This window comes from Mesorhizobium sp. MC2-1-1 (genome assembly GCF_057597255.1).
Window position 1 is genome coordinate 199,890 of the sequence record NZ_CP195205.1, and the last position, 15,206, is coordinate 215,095.

13 protein-coding genes and 1 pseudogene are annotated in these 15,206 nt (G+C 58.9%); 6 read left to right on the forward strand and 8 right to left on the reverse strand.

Annotated features, from left to right (window positions below; translation table 11 throughout):
* Positions 1-74: 74 nt before the first annotated feature.
* The gene (locus ACR64R_RS00955; protein WP_487359832.1) at positions 75-371 is read right to left on the reverse strand and encodes a hypothetical protein; all 297 of its coding nucleotides are present in this window, start codon (positions 369-371) and stop codon (positions 75-77) included.
* 155 nt (positions 372-526) lie between these two features.
* On the opposite strand from ACR64R_RS00955, the gene ACR64R_RS00960 reads away from it, so the two are divergent.
* Positions 527-703 carry a hypothetical protein gene (locus tag ACR64R_RS00960; protein ID WP_487359833.1) on the forward strand — a complete coding sequence of 59 codons (177 nt, stop codon included), beginning with the start codon at positions 527-529 and terminating at the stop codon, positions 701-703.
* Between the two features lie 116 nt (positions 704-819).
* Complete coding sequence (locus ACR64R_RS00965; RefSeq protein WP_487359834.1) at positions 820-1,458, forward strand: hypothetical protein; 639 nt, start codon at positions 820-822, stop codon at positions 1,456-1,458.
* Positions 1,459-2,130: 672 nt separating this feature from the next.
* Here ACR64R_RS00965 and ACR64R_RS00970 read toward each other — a convergent pair.
* The 3 genes and pseudogenes from ACR64R_RS00970 to ACR64R_RS00980 form a co-directional block, all read right to left on the reverse strand.
* Complete coding sequence (locus ACR64R_RS00970) at positions 2,131-2,769, reverse strand: Crp/Fnr family transcriptional regulator (protein ID WP_487359835.1); 639 nt, start codon at positions 2,767-2,769, stop codon at positions 2,131-2,133.
* A gap of 796 nt (positions 2,770-3,565) precedes the next feature.
* The gene (locus ACR64R_RS00975; RefSeq protein WP_487359836.1) at positions 3,566-5,866 is read right to left on the reverse strand and encodes a mannose-1-phosphate guanylyltransferase/mannose-6-phosphate isomerase; all 2,301 of its coding nucleotides are present in this window, start codon (positions 5,864-5,866) and stop codon (positions 3,566-3,568) included.
* Between the two features lie 60 nt (positions 5,867-5,926).
* Positions 5,927-6,106: pseudogene (locus ACR64R_RS00980) on the reverse strand (phosphomannomutase/phosphoglucomutase); the annotation flags it as partial.
* An 807-nt stretch (positions 6,107-6,913) separates the two neighbouring features.
* On the opposite strand from ACR64R_RS00980, the gene ACR64R_RS00985 reads away from it, so the two are divergent.
* Positions 6,914-8,785, forward strand: coding sequence for a GumC family protein (locus ACR64R_RS00985; RefSeq protein ID WP_487359837.1), 1,872 nt, complete (start codon positions 6,914-6,916; stop codon positions 8,783-8,785).
* Between the two features lie 128 nt (positions 8,786-8,913).
* A complete protein-coding gene (locus tag ACR64R_RS00990; RefSeq protein ID WP_487359838.1) occupies positions 8,914-9,708 on the forward strand; it encodes a sugar transferase in 795 nt (264 codons plus the stop codon).
* A 16-nt stretch (positions 9,709-9,724) separates the two neighbouring features.
* Here the strand turns inward: ACR64R_RS00990 and ACR64R_RS00995 are convergent, their stop codons facing one another.
* On the reverse strand, positions 9,725-9,955 hold the full coding sequence (locus ACR64R_RS00995; protein ID WP_487359839.1) for a hypothetical protein: 231 nt from the start codon (positions 9,953-9,955) through the stop codon (positions 9,725-9,727).
* 41 nt (positions 9,956-9,996) lie between these two features.
* Between ACR64R_RS00995 and ACR64R_RS01000 the strand changes: the two genes are divergently transcribed.
* Positions 9,997-10,341, forward strand: a complete 345-nt coding sequence (locus ACR64R_RS01000; RefSeq protein WP_487359840.1) for a hypothetical protein — start codon at positions 9,997-9,999, stop codon at positions 10,339-10,341.
* A 45-nt stretch (positions 10,342-10,386) separates the two neighbouring features.
* Here the strand turns inward: ACR64R_RS01000 and ACR64R_RS01005 are convergent, their stop codons facing one another.
* Both ACR64R_RS01005 and ACR64R_RS01010 read right to left on the reverse strand, forming a co-directional pair.
* Positions 10,387-11,709 carry a polysaccharide biosynthesis/export family protein gene (locus tag ACR64R_RS01005; protein WP_487359841.1) on the reverse strand — a complete coding sequence of 441 codons (1,323 nt, stop codon included), beginning with the start codon at positions 11,707-11,709 and terminating at the stop codon, positions 10,387-10,389.
* 2 nt (positions 11,710-11,711) lie between these two features.
* Entirely contained in the window at positions 11,712-12,584 is an 873-nt protein-coding gene (locus ACR64R_RS01010; RefSeq protein ID WP_487359842.1) for a glycosyltransferase family 2 protein, read from the reverse strand.
* A 246-nt stretch (positions 12,585-12,830) separates the two neighbouring features.
* Here ACR64R_RS01010 and ACR64R_RS01015 point away from each other — a divergent pair, with 246 nt between their 5' ends.
* A complete protein-coding gene (locus ACR64R_RS01015; RefSeq protein ID WP_487359843.1) occupies positions 12,831-14,063 on the forward strand; it encodes a glycosyltransferase in 1,233 nt (410 codons plus the stop codon).
* On the opposite strand, the gene ACR64R_RS01020 is transcribed toward ACR64R_RS01015, so the two are convergent.
* Complete coding sequence (locus ACR64R_RS01020; protein WP_487359844.1) at positions 14,056-15,186, reverse strand: glycosyltransferase family 4 protein; 1,131 nt, start codon at positions 15,184-15,186, stop codon at positions 14,056-14,058. The two genes, ACR64R_RS01015 and ACR64R_RS01020, sit on opposite strands and share 8 nt — an antisense overlap.
* Between the last annotated feature and the right edge of the window lie 20 nt (positions 15,187-15,206).

The following is a 15,206-nucleotide window of genomic DNA, read 5'->3' on the forward strand; positions in this document are numbered from 1 at the left end:
CGGCGGCCAGACATCTCCTGGGGTTGGATGGTTGCTTGCTCCGCGATTGGATGGGCCGGCATAACTGACATCATTCAGGCCTTTACCACTCGTTCGGAGCCGCTATTTCGCACCTTCGCGTCCTTCGAGCGATTGGCAATGGCGGGGCCGGCGCCAGCCACCTTTTGAGTGGCGGGCGACGTAGCCGCCCGCTGTGAATTTTGGCCTTCCGTGCGGTGCATTTCGTGATCGGGTCGCGCGGACAGCCCGAAGCCACCCTTCGGCTTTTTGTTTTCGGCGGCATCTTGGGAAAACTCGGCGGTGGCATCGCTGCCTTCACGAACAGGGTACTTCGTGGCACCAGTCTCGCGGTTGTTCTTGGTCGGAGTCATCGGGTTGCTTTCTGCGTCTGAAGGAGGGTCGATGTTTCCTCAATGTCGCGACTTCGTCTTGGTTCCGGGCGATGAGCGAAACTCTCCGGCCGAGGGGTAAGGAACCGGTTTTTAGGACGGCAGTTTTCGATGCATGCCGCGCGAGTAAGTGACCAATGCCCGAGAAACTGGACGACAACGACAAGCAAAAGCTGACACGACGCTATTTTCGCAATGAGATCATGAGGAGGTATCTCCGAAGCCTTCCGATCTTTTCCGCCGAAAGGTGGCTGCCGGAGCCCATGCGGGCGCTGCTGAAGCGCATCGACGCCGCTGAACGACATAAGAAATGACCACGGTTCAAGGCCACGCCGACGCGTTGGAACAGGCACGCACGCGTAATGTTTGGCCTTGCTGATCGAGCATTTTCCATTGGCGTGGAATGGTTCGAAAACCTATCTAAGGAAGCATGCCCATCCACGGAAAAATCGACGAAACTGCCAAGCTGATCGGTGAGTGGCCGCTGACGCCAGCCGCGACCCTGGGTTCTTCGGTTAGGGCGAGAGGCATCTTCCTCGAAATACGCGCCCGCCTCCCAGCGGCTCTAAGAAAGCTGCTTTACATCGAGTCTCGGGTGCTTACCCTGCGCCTGCCGCAAGGCATGGACTGCGATGTGCGTGCGGCCGCTGCCATCGTGTCGAAAGCAATGAAGGAAATCGAAGATCTGCCTGTGATCCCCCGCGAGGCTGAGAATATTCTCGCCATCAAGCCGGCGGAACGGCATCGGTGGCTGAAGGATGGTCGCTTGCAGAGCGCAGGAACCAGAACTGTGAAACTGCGTGGCCGGACCAGGAAGATCACCTTCCATGTGTTCGATCCGCGCGACATCGAGGATGTGCTCGATCGTGACCTGGTTTCCGTCTGGCGGGAGGAAGATGCAGCCACAGCAGCCGCCAACAGACGTCGAGCCGCGGGAAAAGCTGCCATGAAGCGTGCTCAGAAAAGCGGTCGTGCTTCTGCGGCTTCACCCAACTTAGCGTCGGGAGGATCCTCACACTCCGATCTTCGCGGCTGGGACGACTTTGTGCGAGATGGATTATTGCGGTGAAGCTTTGTCGCCAGGAGTTGAAGAGCAGTCGCTAGCGAAAAGCTCAAGGACCGGTCGAATTCGCAGTTGTTGATATTGCGAATTACGCCCCAGGAACTGTCGGACGGCTTGCGCAGGCTTCTCTGCCCCAGTGGGCGTGCGCCGCCAGTGGGCGTGCGGCCCGGCGCCCGTCGGGGTAGGAGCAAGGCGCCGGGCCTGACCGGCAGGATCCACTAATTCTGCGCGCCGGCGACGTAGAAATTATGCTATTGATTATAAAACAAAAATACATCCAAATGAATGACGGAGTGGTAGAGGCGTGCAGCATGGATTGCCGCCCGGCTACCCACCTCGAAGATATTTGGGTATTTAGGCATATTCCGGGACAAGATGGCTGACGTCGCTGCAAGCCACGGCTTCACTAGCCAAGTAGCTTCCAGGAGGTCGCTTAAGCGGAGCTGCAGGTGCTGAGACGTTAGCAACTCGGCACGGCTCATTCCATTGCCGCAGATATCACCGACGGGAGTCCCATCACCTCCGACGTGTTTGCGGCCTTTCCAGCCAAATCGAATGAGCCGCAGGGCATGCGGCAGTAAGGTCCCTGCGCATCGCTCCCAAAGAAGCTATGCTGAGGTTTCGGATGGCTGCAAGTCCGCGTCTGCGATAAGAGCGTTGGGACAAAGAGCGACCGGCTCAGTTATCGAGATAGCCCCCATCAAACCCAACGAACTTCTTCAGACCGGCATGATCGAGCAGTCGGACGTGGCCCTGTCGAAATTCGAGAAACCTGCGCTCACGAAGTTCCCGTAACATTCGATTGACGTGGATCGGAGTAAGGCCAAGGGCGTCAGCGAGGTCGTATTGCGTGAGCGGGCAGTCAAAGCCGTCGTGGTCAATTGCGCCAACGCGTTGCAGACGTCCTGTCAGTTCGAGCAGCAAATGCGCAGTCCGCTCCAGGGCGGTACGTCGTCCTACGTTGGCCAGATGCTGAGCTATCACAGCACCATTGCGCATAAGCGCCTCAACGATGAACGAGAACAGATGAGGCGATTTCATGGCGGCGAGCGTCAATGTCTTAGTGGGTGCCAGGAGCAAGGCGAGGTCGGTTTGAGCAACGAAGGTTCCGACAGTGCCACTTCCATACGACTGAGCCACAACCACATCGCCAGTCAGTGCAAAATCGAGAATTTGTCGCTGCCCCCCCGAAAGCTCGTGATAAATGCAGCCCCAGCCCGACTCGACGATGTATGTACGATCGTTGCTGTCGCCCTGACTGAAGATCACCGTGTTGGCCGGATATCGCTTGGAAACGAACCCGAGCGTCTTGATCAACGCGGTGTCGTCATCGTTAAGTCCAACGTATGACGGGCGGTGCTCGTCTCCTTTCGAAAAAGAACGTGAAGCAAACGTCATCCGTATCCCTCGCCCCCAAAGGCGTTTATACCTCCCTCAACCTCAATAAGTAAATGAAGTTCCACGCGACGAGCAACCCTTTCGCGAGCGGGTCCAGGAAGGTACTGCGATGCAAAATCGAGCGCCGACGCTGGCTCCCTACGATTTGCGGTCCCATCGATACCCGCTGGATTTGGTGTCATCTATGACTTACTTCTCTTAAAGTTCTCTCTCATAGACTCGACTATTTCACTCGCAACCAGGCAGCTCCGGTTGTCCGCCTGGTCGGCAGCATTGCGCAAAGTCAGCGAGGCGTCCCTCAGTAGCCCCCTGATCTCCGCCGGCGACAACACTTCTGACGCCTCGAGTTCCAAAAGGACCGATTCACTCACATGCAGCGCCGCCAGCGCGACCGCCCGCGGCCTTGTTGCCAGCAACTTCAGGAGATCGCCACTACGCCTGTCTCTCGATTTCTTTTTTGCCATAGTCGTCTTAACTACCCGGACTAAGAGCCTCTGGTTTCCAACATCTTGACGAGTTTGCGCAGCCCAAGAAGCAGAGTGGTCGGACGACCCTTCTCTTTGAGGTGTAGCCAATCGGGACGGTAACCCAGTTAGCGGCGGCGACCCAGAGGCAAGGGGATACCGAATTAGCAGTAGCTGGTATTCCCGCAATTGCCGCGAGGATATCCCGCCAGCCTATCTGCTGCTGTCGCGAGACAGCGCCCGTCGCTTCTTCAGCCATATACCTTCTTCGGCAAGAGGCTGTCCTCTTTACGGGAAGGGACCGGAAACGGTTCGACCTGGCCTTCGGTCTTGTCGAGATACTGCATCAGCGCCGTCACCAGATGGTAGAAGATGCTGGCAGGGACCTCAGTCGCCTGCGAGCGGCCGCGCTCGTCGATCCTGTCCACCCACAGGCCAAGCGGGGCAGGATCGATATGCCATCTGAAAAGACGCGCCACGCGAGCTTCGATCTCGGGTTTCAGATCAGGCCCATCGATGTCGTCCAACGCGATAGCGGCTTTGATCGCCTCGCATTGCGGCCAGCTGCGCGACAGCCGGTTGAGAGGCATCCCTTGTCGCGACACGGCCGCATACGCAAGCCCTGTGGCCCGGTTCAATCCGCTGGCGACCGCTGAGGAATAGAGCTTCCTGGCGTAGGCAGCCAGATCTTTCTGCCCGCTGGCCCGCGCGAAATCCACGAGCAGGGAGGCCCATTCGAAGTGATGCCCCGGTTCGGTCCACTGTCCCTTTTCTCCGGGCGCTGGGAGCCAGTCGGCATCGAAATACTCGCCCAGCGTCCAAGTCTCATGATCGAAGAAATGGCAGCGGAAGAGGTCGATGACGCGAGCTGCCCGACGAAGATATGCGCGATCGCCGGTTGCGGCATACCAGGCGATGAAGGATTCAAGCATGTGCATGTGCGGATTGGAGCATCTGACACCCCTCCAGCCTGGCGCCTCCAGAAAGCCGTTCAGGCTGCCATCCTCGAGGTGGGAGTCGATGAAATGAAATGTCTCTCGCGCAAGCTGAAGGGCAGCTTCGTGACCGCAGTGATAGGCATGGGCAAGCGCGAGGAGCACGCATGAATGGTCGTAAGCATCCTCCACCGGGTCGGCCACACTTCCGTTGGCATTGAGGGTACGCACCCAGCCGCCTCGGTCGGTGCGGCCATGTTTTGCGATGAAGTCGATTCCGTGATCTATGAGCTTGTCGGCTGCTCCGGTCCAACCACGTTCCTTGGCTACGGCGAAAGCATAGATCTGTCGGGCCATCGTCCGCATCCGCTTGGGTTTGTCCAAGGGTCTGGCATCGAAACCGAGCGCTTCGTGGAAGCCACCGTGCAAGCTATCGACCCCTGCGGTTGACCATAGCGGCAGGGTCTCATTGAAAAGCCAGTGCTCGACGCGCTTGCGCCATGACCCACTGACAATGACCCGGTCTTCAGAGGCCGTAAGTTTCGTCTCGAGGCGCCCGCTTTTTTCGAGCTGTTCGACGACTTTCTTCACATTCTGGCTGTGGCTGACAGGGGCCACGAATATTGCGTCAGGTGTTGCGACTACCGCCACATCCTTCATTCCGATCACGGTGAGCAGCCGACCTTGGCTTCTGAGGTAGGAATGGTCGCAATCCATGGCGACGACATCGCCCATCACCACGTTGCCGTTGCCGTCTGCGGGGCTGCACTCCAGCAACGACTGCCACGACCCAAGGTCATTCCAGCGGAAGGAAGCCGTCACCATCGCGATGCCCTGCGCGTGTTCCATGACTGCATAATCGATCGATGTGGAGGGGATCGCCGAGTAGAAGCCTTGGGGCAAGTAAAGCCCGGAGACGTCGGATCTGGCCGCCCTGAAGGCGCGCTCCGCGGTGTCCCAGATCTCCGGCTGAAACTCGAGCAAAGCCTTCTGCATCGTATCGGCGCGAAAGAGGAAGATGCCCGCGTTCCAGTAGAACCTTCCCGACTCCAGGTATCTTTGCGCCGTCTCGATGTTTGGCTTCTCGACAAAGCGCGAAACCGCAGCCGCGCCATCACCATTGGCGGCAACCTCTATGTACCCATATCCGGTCTCGGGATGAGTGGGCTTGATGCCGAACACGACGATGCTTCCCGAGCCGGCGGCCGGCATGCCCGCCTCGACGGTTTCCCAGAACTGCCTCTCGGTCGATATCTCGTGATCGGAAGGGACCACAAGTACAAGCGCATCCTTGCCGTGTTCGGAAATCGTCTGCAGTGTCGCTATGGCCACCGCTGCGGCGGTGTTGCGCCCTAGGGGTTCGAAGATCGGCTTTCCCCCGTTCAGTCCGAGTGGACTTATATCCGAGATCACCCGTTCGGCATGACGCTCGGACGCTATCAGATAGACCGGGGTTTCGCTGTCAGGCCAAGCCTTCAGGCGCCGAACCGTCTTTGCCAGCATGGAACCATTGCCCGAAAGATCGTGGAATTGCTTGGGATTGTCTTCGCGCGAGAGCGGCCATAGTCGGGACCCGACGCCCCCGCTCATGACAAAACTTACGATCCGGTGTGCCATGCTTCAGTTCCTCTCAGAATATCTGGTTGTAGGCTCCGACCTCCGGATTGCGGCGCGGGACGGCGACGTTGTCGGGCACCAAGAAGTTACCGGCAGTGCGCTGTAAGGTCCGGCCAGCGTCTTTCCCGGATTTCGGTCGAGCATCTCGCCAAAGGCGATTGCCGTGACGAGCCCGTCGTCATATCGACGCCCGATCGATGGATTTGAGAAGAAGTGCCCTGACTTCTTAAAGCCGGCGATCCGAAAGCTCGTGGCTTTGATGAGAGCGCTGTCGTCGAACGCGAATGTGTTCGGCATGGCTTTGCCGACTATCGTCAGGGTCACGGCTACCGCTCCGAAACTGCGACCATATTCTTAACATGTCGGAGAGACCCGGCCCCTTCATGAATTCGGGTAGCTCTACCCCCCGGTTCGCACCTCCTCATCCATTAGGTGATGTCGACCGATGATCGAAAGAAGGTCTCGTCCGGGCAGGGCGATCGAATATCCTGAGAGCCAAGGTCCGCGGCGGGCGCCGACCTCAATTGTGGCTATATGGTGCCGCTCACAGCTTTCAGCTTCTCTTTTCGGAAAGACGTCGATCGCAGGCGTTTCAGAGGCTTGGCCCGTGCGCTCGACGATATTCAGCCGGAGATCGAACAGGAATTGGAGCGACTTCGCCGAGCTCGTAGACGGATGATAGACTGCGCCGCATTCTCCCTGGAGGCGACGGAAAACGGGGACAGGAGCGGGTGCATGTCGGCAGGGCTCGATATTCTCACGCGGGATCTTGCGGCCAACCAGACGCGGCTGTTGCGGCTGGATCAGCAGATGTTGCTCCTCGATCGAATAAGGGCCGGTTTGCCTGCGTCTTCTTCGCTCCCATAGGGCGTAGGTCTACGCCAATTGGTGGCGTTTACCTTCCCCCGCGCCAGCGTAGTCTTCCTTGCGAAAGCTTAGGATCGAGGATACTCGGCTCGTGAGAATGTCGGTCGGACACTATACAAATCCTGCCTCGGGGTGCTGCGTGCACGGAAGCCCACCTTCATGCCTCCCCGGAGATGTTGAATGAACCGCTTGTTCGCCAGCCAGTGGCCTTTGACAGCCAATCAGCAGGCCAGTGCCGGACAGGAATTCATCAGTCTATCGGACATAACCGGATTTCTGAGACACTATTTGGGGACAATCGCGTCCTGCGTTGCCGTGGCTCTCTTGCTGGCATGGTTTTACAATTCGACCACTGATCGGGTTTTTACAGCTAGCACTCAGATTTTGATCGAGCCGAAACTGCCGCAACATCTGCAGCAGGACGGGGGCGAAATTAACCTGTCTCTGGATACCGCCCAAATCGAAAGCCAGATCGCCGTGATGCAATCCGAGAAGATCGCATCGATGGTCATCAACCAGTTGAAGCTTGTCGACGATCCCGATTTCAATCGACCACAGGACCCGACCCTGTCGGATAGAATCAAGAAGGTCGGCAGGAATCTCGTTGCGGTTCTTGGGGATGGCTCCTGGGCCACTTCCCTTCAGCGACGCCTGGACGCAGCCGATGCACCGGTGGCGATGACGGACTACCAGAAATCCCGGTACAGCATGTCGATCTTCCGTAATGGCCTCGACGTCCGACGGGTGGGCGTTTCATACGCCATTGACATCTCTTTCACGTCTGCTGACCCCGAGGGCGCCGCAAATATTGCCAACGCGACTGCTGATGCCTTCGTGCATGAACAGATCGACACCAAGGCGGAATCGGCAAAGGAAGGTGGAGCGTGGCTCGAACAGCGCCTCCAGCAACTCCGCACCCAGATGAATGAAGCGAGGGCGAGGGCACAGGCATTCCGTTCCCGACACGACTACAGCGTCAGCGGTGACGCCGGCGCCAGTGACGGCACCAATCCGGAGCCGACCCTCGAAGAGCTTGAGGTCACTGCAGACACTTACCAGAAGATATATGAGAGCTTCCTGCAGGCTTATACAAATTCAGTAAGCCAGCAATCTTACCCGGTTGCTGACGCAAGGGTGATCACGGCCGCGACGGCGCCGCTTTATCCGAGCGCACCCAAGCCCAAGTTGGTGTTGGCTTTTGCGGGTATTGCAGGGCTCCTTCTTGGCATTGGTCTTTCGTTCGTGCGGCATACGTTCGATTGGACTATTCGTTCGCCGCGTCATATTCGCGACTATCTGGGAATAGAATGCGTTGGAGAATTGCCGCCCAAGAGCAAACGGAGGGAATTCGGAAACGTCGACGAGGTGACCAGGCATCCTTGGTCGCGATACAGCCAGAGCCTTAGGAAAGCGCGCACCGAAATCAGCCTTGCGGAAACGAGCCATCCTGTAAGGTTCCTTGGGGTAACAGCTGTTTCGAACAGCAGTCAGAAAAGCTCGGTCGTGAGCAATCTCGCCACGCTCTACTCAATGTCAGGTCTCACGACTTTGGTGGTTGACGCTGATGTTCGCAGATCGACGACTACTACAAGGCTGCTCGGACGCTCGGATATCTTGGGCAAAGAGTGCCTGGATCCCATTCGGCACAACATCGTCCGTGCTTTAGGGCGGCGCTTCGACGTGCTTTCAAGTTCCGTGGTGGACGCAAGAAAACTGCTCGAGCCGAGGAACATGCAGGCATTTCTCTCCGAACTTGGCGCCGAAGATCCGGCAGCCTACGAACTTGCCGCTTACGACGTAGTCATCATCGATCTGCCGACGCTTGAATCTGGGCCGGATGACCTGATCGTCGGATCGGTTCTCGACGGTGTCGTTGTCGTTGCGGAATGGGGAAAAACGCACGTAGACACGCTAAGGGAACTCGTCCGCACCCTGCAAGCCTCCAGGTCGCAGCTACTCGGCGTCCTCCTCACGAGCGCGAGGTCGATGACGTCCAAGCACCGTCGGGTTGCGGCCAAGCATAGCGCCTTCGGAAGTCGGCAAAGCGTGTAGAGCGATCATACGTGAGGATTAGGGTGTAGCCCCTAGACCATTACGCTACCTCCTTTGCATTTCTTGCCCGGGAGCTTCGCCCTTGGAAGACTGTCGAAGTCAAACAAATAGAAAATAGCGACCGTCACATGACAAACGCCTTCGAAGAGCAGTCGCGCCAGGGCGGGCCGATCTGGGGTCAGCCAGCAGTGTCCGTCTCGGTCGAGAACAGGCCTGTCCTGAATGTTGTACCCGCGCGCGACCACGTCAGAGCCGGGGCGGTGGCAAATGAACTGTCGAACGTCATTAATGGGGGAACGACAAATCCGCCGATTGGAGGCCTCCTCAAACGGATCATGGACGTGGTCATAGCCGGCACAGCACTCGTTTTAGCCGTTCCCGTCATGATCATCGTTGGTGTGTTGATCAAGATCACGGCCGGAGGTCCGGCTATATTCTCGCACAGTCGTGTCGGCTTCGGCGGAAGGCCGTTCAATTGCTACAAGTTTCGCTCGATGGTCGCAAATTCGGATCAAGTCTTGAAATCATATCTCGATGCCAATCCTGATGCGCGCAAGGAGTGGGAAGAAACCCACAAGATCAGGAGGAATCCCCGTGTTACGTTCCTCGGACGTTTGTTGCGCAAGTCCAGCCTGGACGAACTTCCCCAACTGATCAACATACTGCGTGGCGACATGAGTTGCGTCGGCCCAAGGCCAATCGTCAGGGACGAGCTAAGGCGGTATGGCGACCACCAAGGCGAGTACCTCGCTGCGAGACCGGGACTCACCGGTCTTTGGCAGGTGAGCGGAAGAAGCAGCCTGGACTATGACAACCGCGTCGCGCTGGACAGCCAGTATGTGCGGAACTGGTCGATCTGGCTGGACCTCGCGATAGTCTTCAGAACCTTCTTCGCGGTGATGCGTTTCGACAGGGCGTCCTGAAATCGCGGCCGGGCAATCAGCCCTCGTTCCGCTTCCAGTGCACGGCCAATGCCAGCCCTATTACGTATGCGCAGGCCAATGCGAATGCCAGAATGATGAATTTGGCGACCGTTACGTAGCCGGGCAAGCCAAGGTCATTCCAGGCGAAGCTCCCAATCAAGAGCAGCGCAGTCAATGCGATCAAGGCAGGAGCCTTGAAGCGCAGTCCGATCAGAATGCCCGACGCAAATACGGCGACTATAGCCATCAGCACCGACGTCTCCAATTGTGCCACCCCTGGGGTGCCGATTGACCGCAGTTCGGAAGAATCAACATGCAATTGGTGCGGAAGCGATCGAGGCACTGATAGGCGGCCTCAAAATGCATGGCAAGCGCCGACGTGAGATGATCCACTTGCATCGGGCACTTGTCTGCACCTTTTTTGGGGGGGCGCAGCAGGCCGTCGCGGCTCAGCCGAAAGAGGGAAGGCTACCTTGGCATTGCGATCGCCACGACCGCGCGCGCGCCAAGATGCGTATAACCAAAGTGCGCAGCGGTCCTCTTGCAGCGACACCCATCAAAGCAACAAGCCAAGCCCTGTCGCCTGAATCCATTTCAAGGCGACGCGCATTAGCGATGGTCGACGACTCTTGAGGAAACAGCAGTCTGCCTTATTCCCTGATGTCGTCCTTCCGGTGCTCAGTTGGTGCCTTGAATCGGTAGCGTCTCCGCCTGCATGGCCCCGGCTGCCGCGGGCAGCGCAGCCACGCCCGACTTGGGTCGAGGAATTTCGATCTTGACGGTGTCACCTGGCTCGATCTGTGTCGTTTCGTCAGCCGAAAGCTCTTCTGACCCGCTGGCCGTCGTCCTGACGATCTTGAAGATGGGCTTGGCGTTTTGGGCGCGCTCGGCAAGTGCGAGCAAAGCGGGTGCGGTGACCTCGGTATCATGGAGCAACTGGACCGCAGTGTCGGCTTTGCTGGTAATTTCACTGAGCTGCTGCTGCGTCTCGCGCAAAGCGCCCGCAATTTCGTTCGCCTTTTGATTGCCGAGGTTGAGAATTTCGATGTCCGTCTTGCTTATGTCCTGCCTGACCCGCAGGAGCGAGGTCTCGGCCACCAGCCTGTCACTCTGCATTTGGGCAAGAGTACCTTCCAACGATAACTCCCGCGGTGCGACAGCCAACCCTTTCTGCACCAAGCTCGAGACGCCGGCGAGTTCCTTCTGGACGAGTTCGATCTGCTTGTCATGGAAGGTCATCTGCTGCCCGAGCGATTCCAGTTCCTTTTGCAGAAATTCCTTAAGTTCGTTCAGCGAACGCAGTTGTGTGGTCATCGCATCTTTACGGACGGCAAAGATTTTCCGCTCCTGCTCCATCGCAGTAGCAACCGTCGGGTTAGAAGCCCTCGCTGTCAGCTCTGGAGGGAAAGAGATGTCGTCGCTGGCAACCTGTTCGGATTCCAGCCTTGCCTTGCGTGCGAGCAGGCTGACACTGGACTGCGCCAACAGATCCACGTCTCCTTGGCCGGTTATGATTTCGCGCTCGAGCCTCGGGAGGTCCTGGTCGCGTGTCCGCAAGCCGCCGGCGATACCCATCGCCTGCAGTACCGTTAGGCCGGGTCTGTAGGGAAACTCGCCGGGCTGCGCGACGTTACCGACGATGTAGAACGGTCTGTACTGGGCAATCTCCACGGCGACATCTGGCGGCCGACCAAGGCCCATCTGCTGCATCAAACGGCTGCCGATCGCGCGCGCCAGATCGCCGGGGGCAGTGCCCTCTGCGCGTATCTGGCCGACAAACGGCAGAAAGAGCATGCCGTCGGCGCCGACGGTAAAGTTATCATTGAGTGCCGTCCACTCGAAGACTACGTCGCGCGACGCACGCCATTCATAGACTTTGAGCCTTACCTTGTCCTGCGGGCCAAAAAGATATTCGTTCGCGATGGTCGGCAGGGTCCAGCCCATCATTGCCGCCAATGACGCCGCCGCCGTCACCACCCATTTGCGCATGGTCTTGCCCACCGTCAGATTTTCAGAATGTATTCGGGTTCGATCCGCCCCATTGCGACATGGAACATCGCCAGCATGTTACCTCTCAGTCTGCCCCTGCGGTCGACATAAGGTTCGGGCCGCAGGCTCCTCGCGAGGTTGGCCGCTATGTTCCTGAACATCAGTGGAAGGGCGAAAGAGGCCGGAACGGAGCCCTTCCTGATCAGGTAGATCGGATTGGCGACCTGGGAGTAGCCGAACCGCTCCCCGCTCACCCGTCCCGTCTTGATGCCGAGATGGACGCCTTTGATCGACGTCACACAAACCACTCGACCCCTAGATCTCATCTGACTTGTGAAGTCGATGTCTTCCTGCCAGCCGTAGAGGACGAGCCTTTCATCAAATCGCAAGTCGCCGACCAACGAGGACCGAAGCGACATGTTGCAGCCGTACGCGCCGACATGGTCGACCACCGATGGCTTGTCAGCCTCATTGCTATTGGTCTCGCGCAGCGCGGCTTCGGCGTCCTGCCACGTAAGGCCCGCATTGCTGGCCCCGTCTCGCACGACTTCGCCCATCACCACTGCCCAGTCGTTATGTCCGGCAAAAGCTTTCTCTACCTGCGCCAGATAGTTGGCCGACGGAACGAAATCGTCGTCGAAGAAGGTGATCACGTCGAAGCGCCCCAAGGACGCGGCAAGGGCCGCGTTCCGCTGGGCGGCTAATCCCGTCGGCCCGAAAACGGTCGACACAGGGAAAGGGTAGCTTGCCGGCAACTCGACATGGGTAGAGTCAGGAGCCGACAATATGACCTCGTCGGGAGGTCTCGTCTGGCCGCCCAGATAGGCAAGCAGCCGCGCGAGTTGTTCCCTGCGGCCGAGAGTCGGGATGATCACAGCCAGTTTCATGCTCGATCCATACGTCGGTCGCCAAGAGGCTAGACCAGCCAGGAGAGCGAAACAGCATGCATAAAAGGAGACGCCCAGGACTCGGCCTACCCCAGTGGATAGGCTTTCGGAGTATTTCGAGCGCGGAACCCACCACCGTAAGTATTAGACAGGCATGCGCCAGAAGCAGCCGGCACCCGATCGGACAGCTTGCGGGAAGGGTGACGCGGAACGGAAATTGCCGGTCTATTGAAGCCAGGGGGACCCATGCTCCACGAGCGCTCTTCGGACTTGGCTGTCGCGGCCAGGCTCGACATGCCCATCAAGGATCTGCCGGCCGTGCCGGAGCTTCGGGTGGATAGACATGCGAGGATAGCCGTCGTTCACGACTGGTGCCCGAATTTTCGCGGAGGCGAACGGGTTCTCGCACAGATCTGCAAGCTGTTCCCCAACGCCGAAGTCTTCACGCTTTTCGATTTTCTGCCTGCCGACGTCAAGGAACAATATTTCCGCGACGTTGAATTTCACACCTCCGCGGCCAACCGAATTCCGATGGTGCAGAAATTCTATCGATCCCTTTTCTTCTTCTGCCCATTCCTGATCGAACAGTTCGACGTGACGGGCTACGACGCCGTGATCTCGTCCTCGGCCGCGTTCTCGCGCGGCGTCATCACCAGGCCGGACCAACCGCACCTATGCTATGTGCACAGCCCCATCCGCTACGCTTGGGATGAGCAGTTCTCCTATCTTCAGCAAGGGCGGCTCGGCTTCGGTCCCAAAGGAGTTCTCTATCGCTACATGCTTCATCGTCTGAGAACATGGGATACCAGGACCGCGCACGGGCCAGACCTGATGCTCGCCAATTCGAACTATGTCCGTTCCCGTATCCAGCATATCTACGGGCGAGACGCGCGCGTGGTTTTCCCTCCGGTCGCCTTGGCGGAGCTGCCGTGCGTAGATGACAAGGACGATTACTACGTCTGTGCGTCCTTCCTCGCTCCGTACAAGCGCACGGACCTGGTCATCCGCGCCTTCAACGAGATGCCGTCGCGGCGGCTGGTCATCGTCGGCGAGGGCCAGCAATCAGCCGGCCTGCGGGCGCTTGCCGGCCCGAACATAACGTTCTCGGGTTACCTGCCTCGGCAAGACTACGTGAACACCGTGGCAAGGGCAAAGGCTATGGTATTCGCCGGTTGCGAGGATTTTGGAATAGCGCTTGCCGAAGCGCAGGCCTGCGGGACGCCGCTGATTGCCTTCGGCCGCGGCGGAGCGGTCGACATAGTGCGGCGCCTCGGTTCATCGCCGGAGCCGACGGGAGTGCTGTTCAAGGCGCAGACCGTCGATCATCTTAAGGGCGCGGTCGAGCTTTTCGAGGAGAACAGCCACGCCATCGCACCGCGCGCATGCTCCAGGAACGCGGGACGCTTCTCCGCGGAGAATTTCGACCAAGCCATCCTGGAATCGCTCGGGGCCGTCCAGACGCTTCACGAGATCACGTGAATTCGCAAACCCTCGAGCTCCTCGTTCCGGTTTCCACGCCATCGGCGGCCGCCATCGCTTCGAGGTAGCGCATGGCCGTTTCCCTCCAACTGTATTTGAGCGCTCGTTCCTTTCCCCTTGCTACCATCCGCAGTTGCAGCGCCAAGGAACTGCGAAGCTCCGTGAACCGCGCGAACCACGCCTCCGGGTCGTCGGGAGGGGCAAAGAGCGCCGCGTCGCCACAGACTTCCGGTAGGCTGGCGCGGTCGGAAACCACGACCGGGCAGCCGATTGCCATCGCCTCGAGGGCCGGCAGGCCGAAACCTTCCGTGAGCGAAGGGAAAGCCAGGCAGAGCGAGTCCGCCAGCAGAGCTGCCAACTCGCTATCGGAGATGCGCCCGAGCCAATGAACGTGTTGCGCTTGGGTCGGGCTCAATCCCGAGCGGAAAACGCGCGAGTCCGACATGCCGACAATCGCGATCCTGAACCCGTTTTCGGCAAGACGGTCGGCCATGTTGAGGATGAGATCCACATTCTTGTGCGGTGCGGCGCTGCCGATCAGGACGATGGTTTCCGGCGAGGCCGCCCGCTGTGTTGCCGGCGAATGTCCAGGCGTCCATCGCAAGACATGTTCATGGCCGTTAGGCGCAACGAAAGACCGTTGCGCCGGAATGACCCTTCGGCCTACCAACTCGCCTAGCGAGTAGCCGGAGACTGTAGAGATGCTCCGCGCCGTCTTCCCGAGTCCCGGCAGCAGGGTCCTGTAGAGGCTCCTGAAGGCAAAGGAATAGCTTTGGGGGGCATTCCAGACGTTTGCGTCGTGGATGCAGACAATGTGCTTCCGCGAAAGAAGCGGCCCCGTGTTGCAGAGGCTGAGCAGTCCGCTGCCGTTGAGGGATGAGGGGAGCTGCGTCTGCTCCCAGACATGGCCGCCCGCGCTGCCGACTTCGCGTCGTACGATCGAGGCGAGGGGCATTTCGTCGGAGCCGGGCGGACAGTGAAGCTGGACTTCGATGCCGCGGGCGAGAGGCGCTCGTTCAGCGATCAAAGCGTCAAGCGAATTCACGATCTCGCGGGCATAGCGCTGGACGCCCGTCGTCGGCTGGGAAAGAAAACGCCCATTGATCGTCCAACGCCGTCCCATCCTGCGCTCCCTTTGCAGGC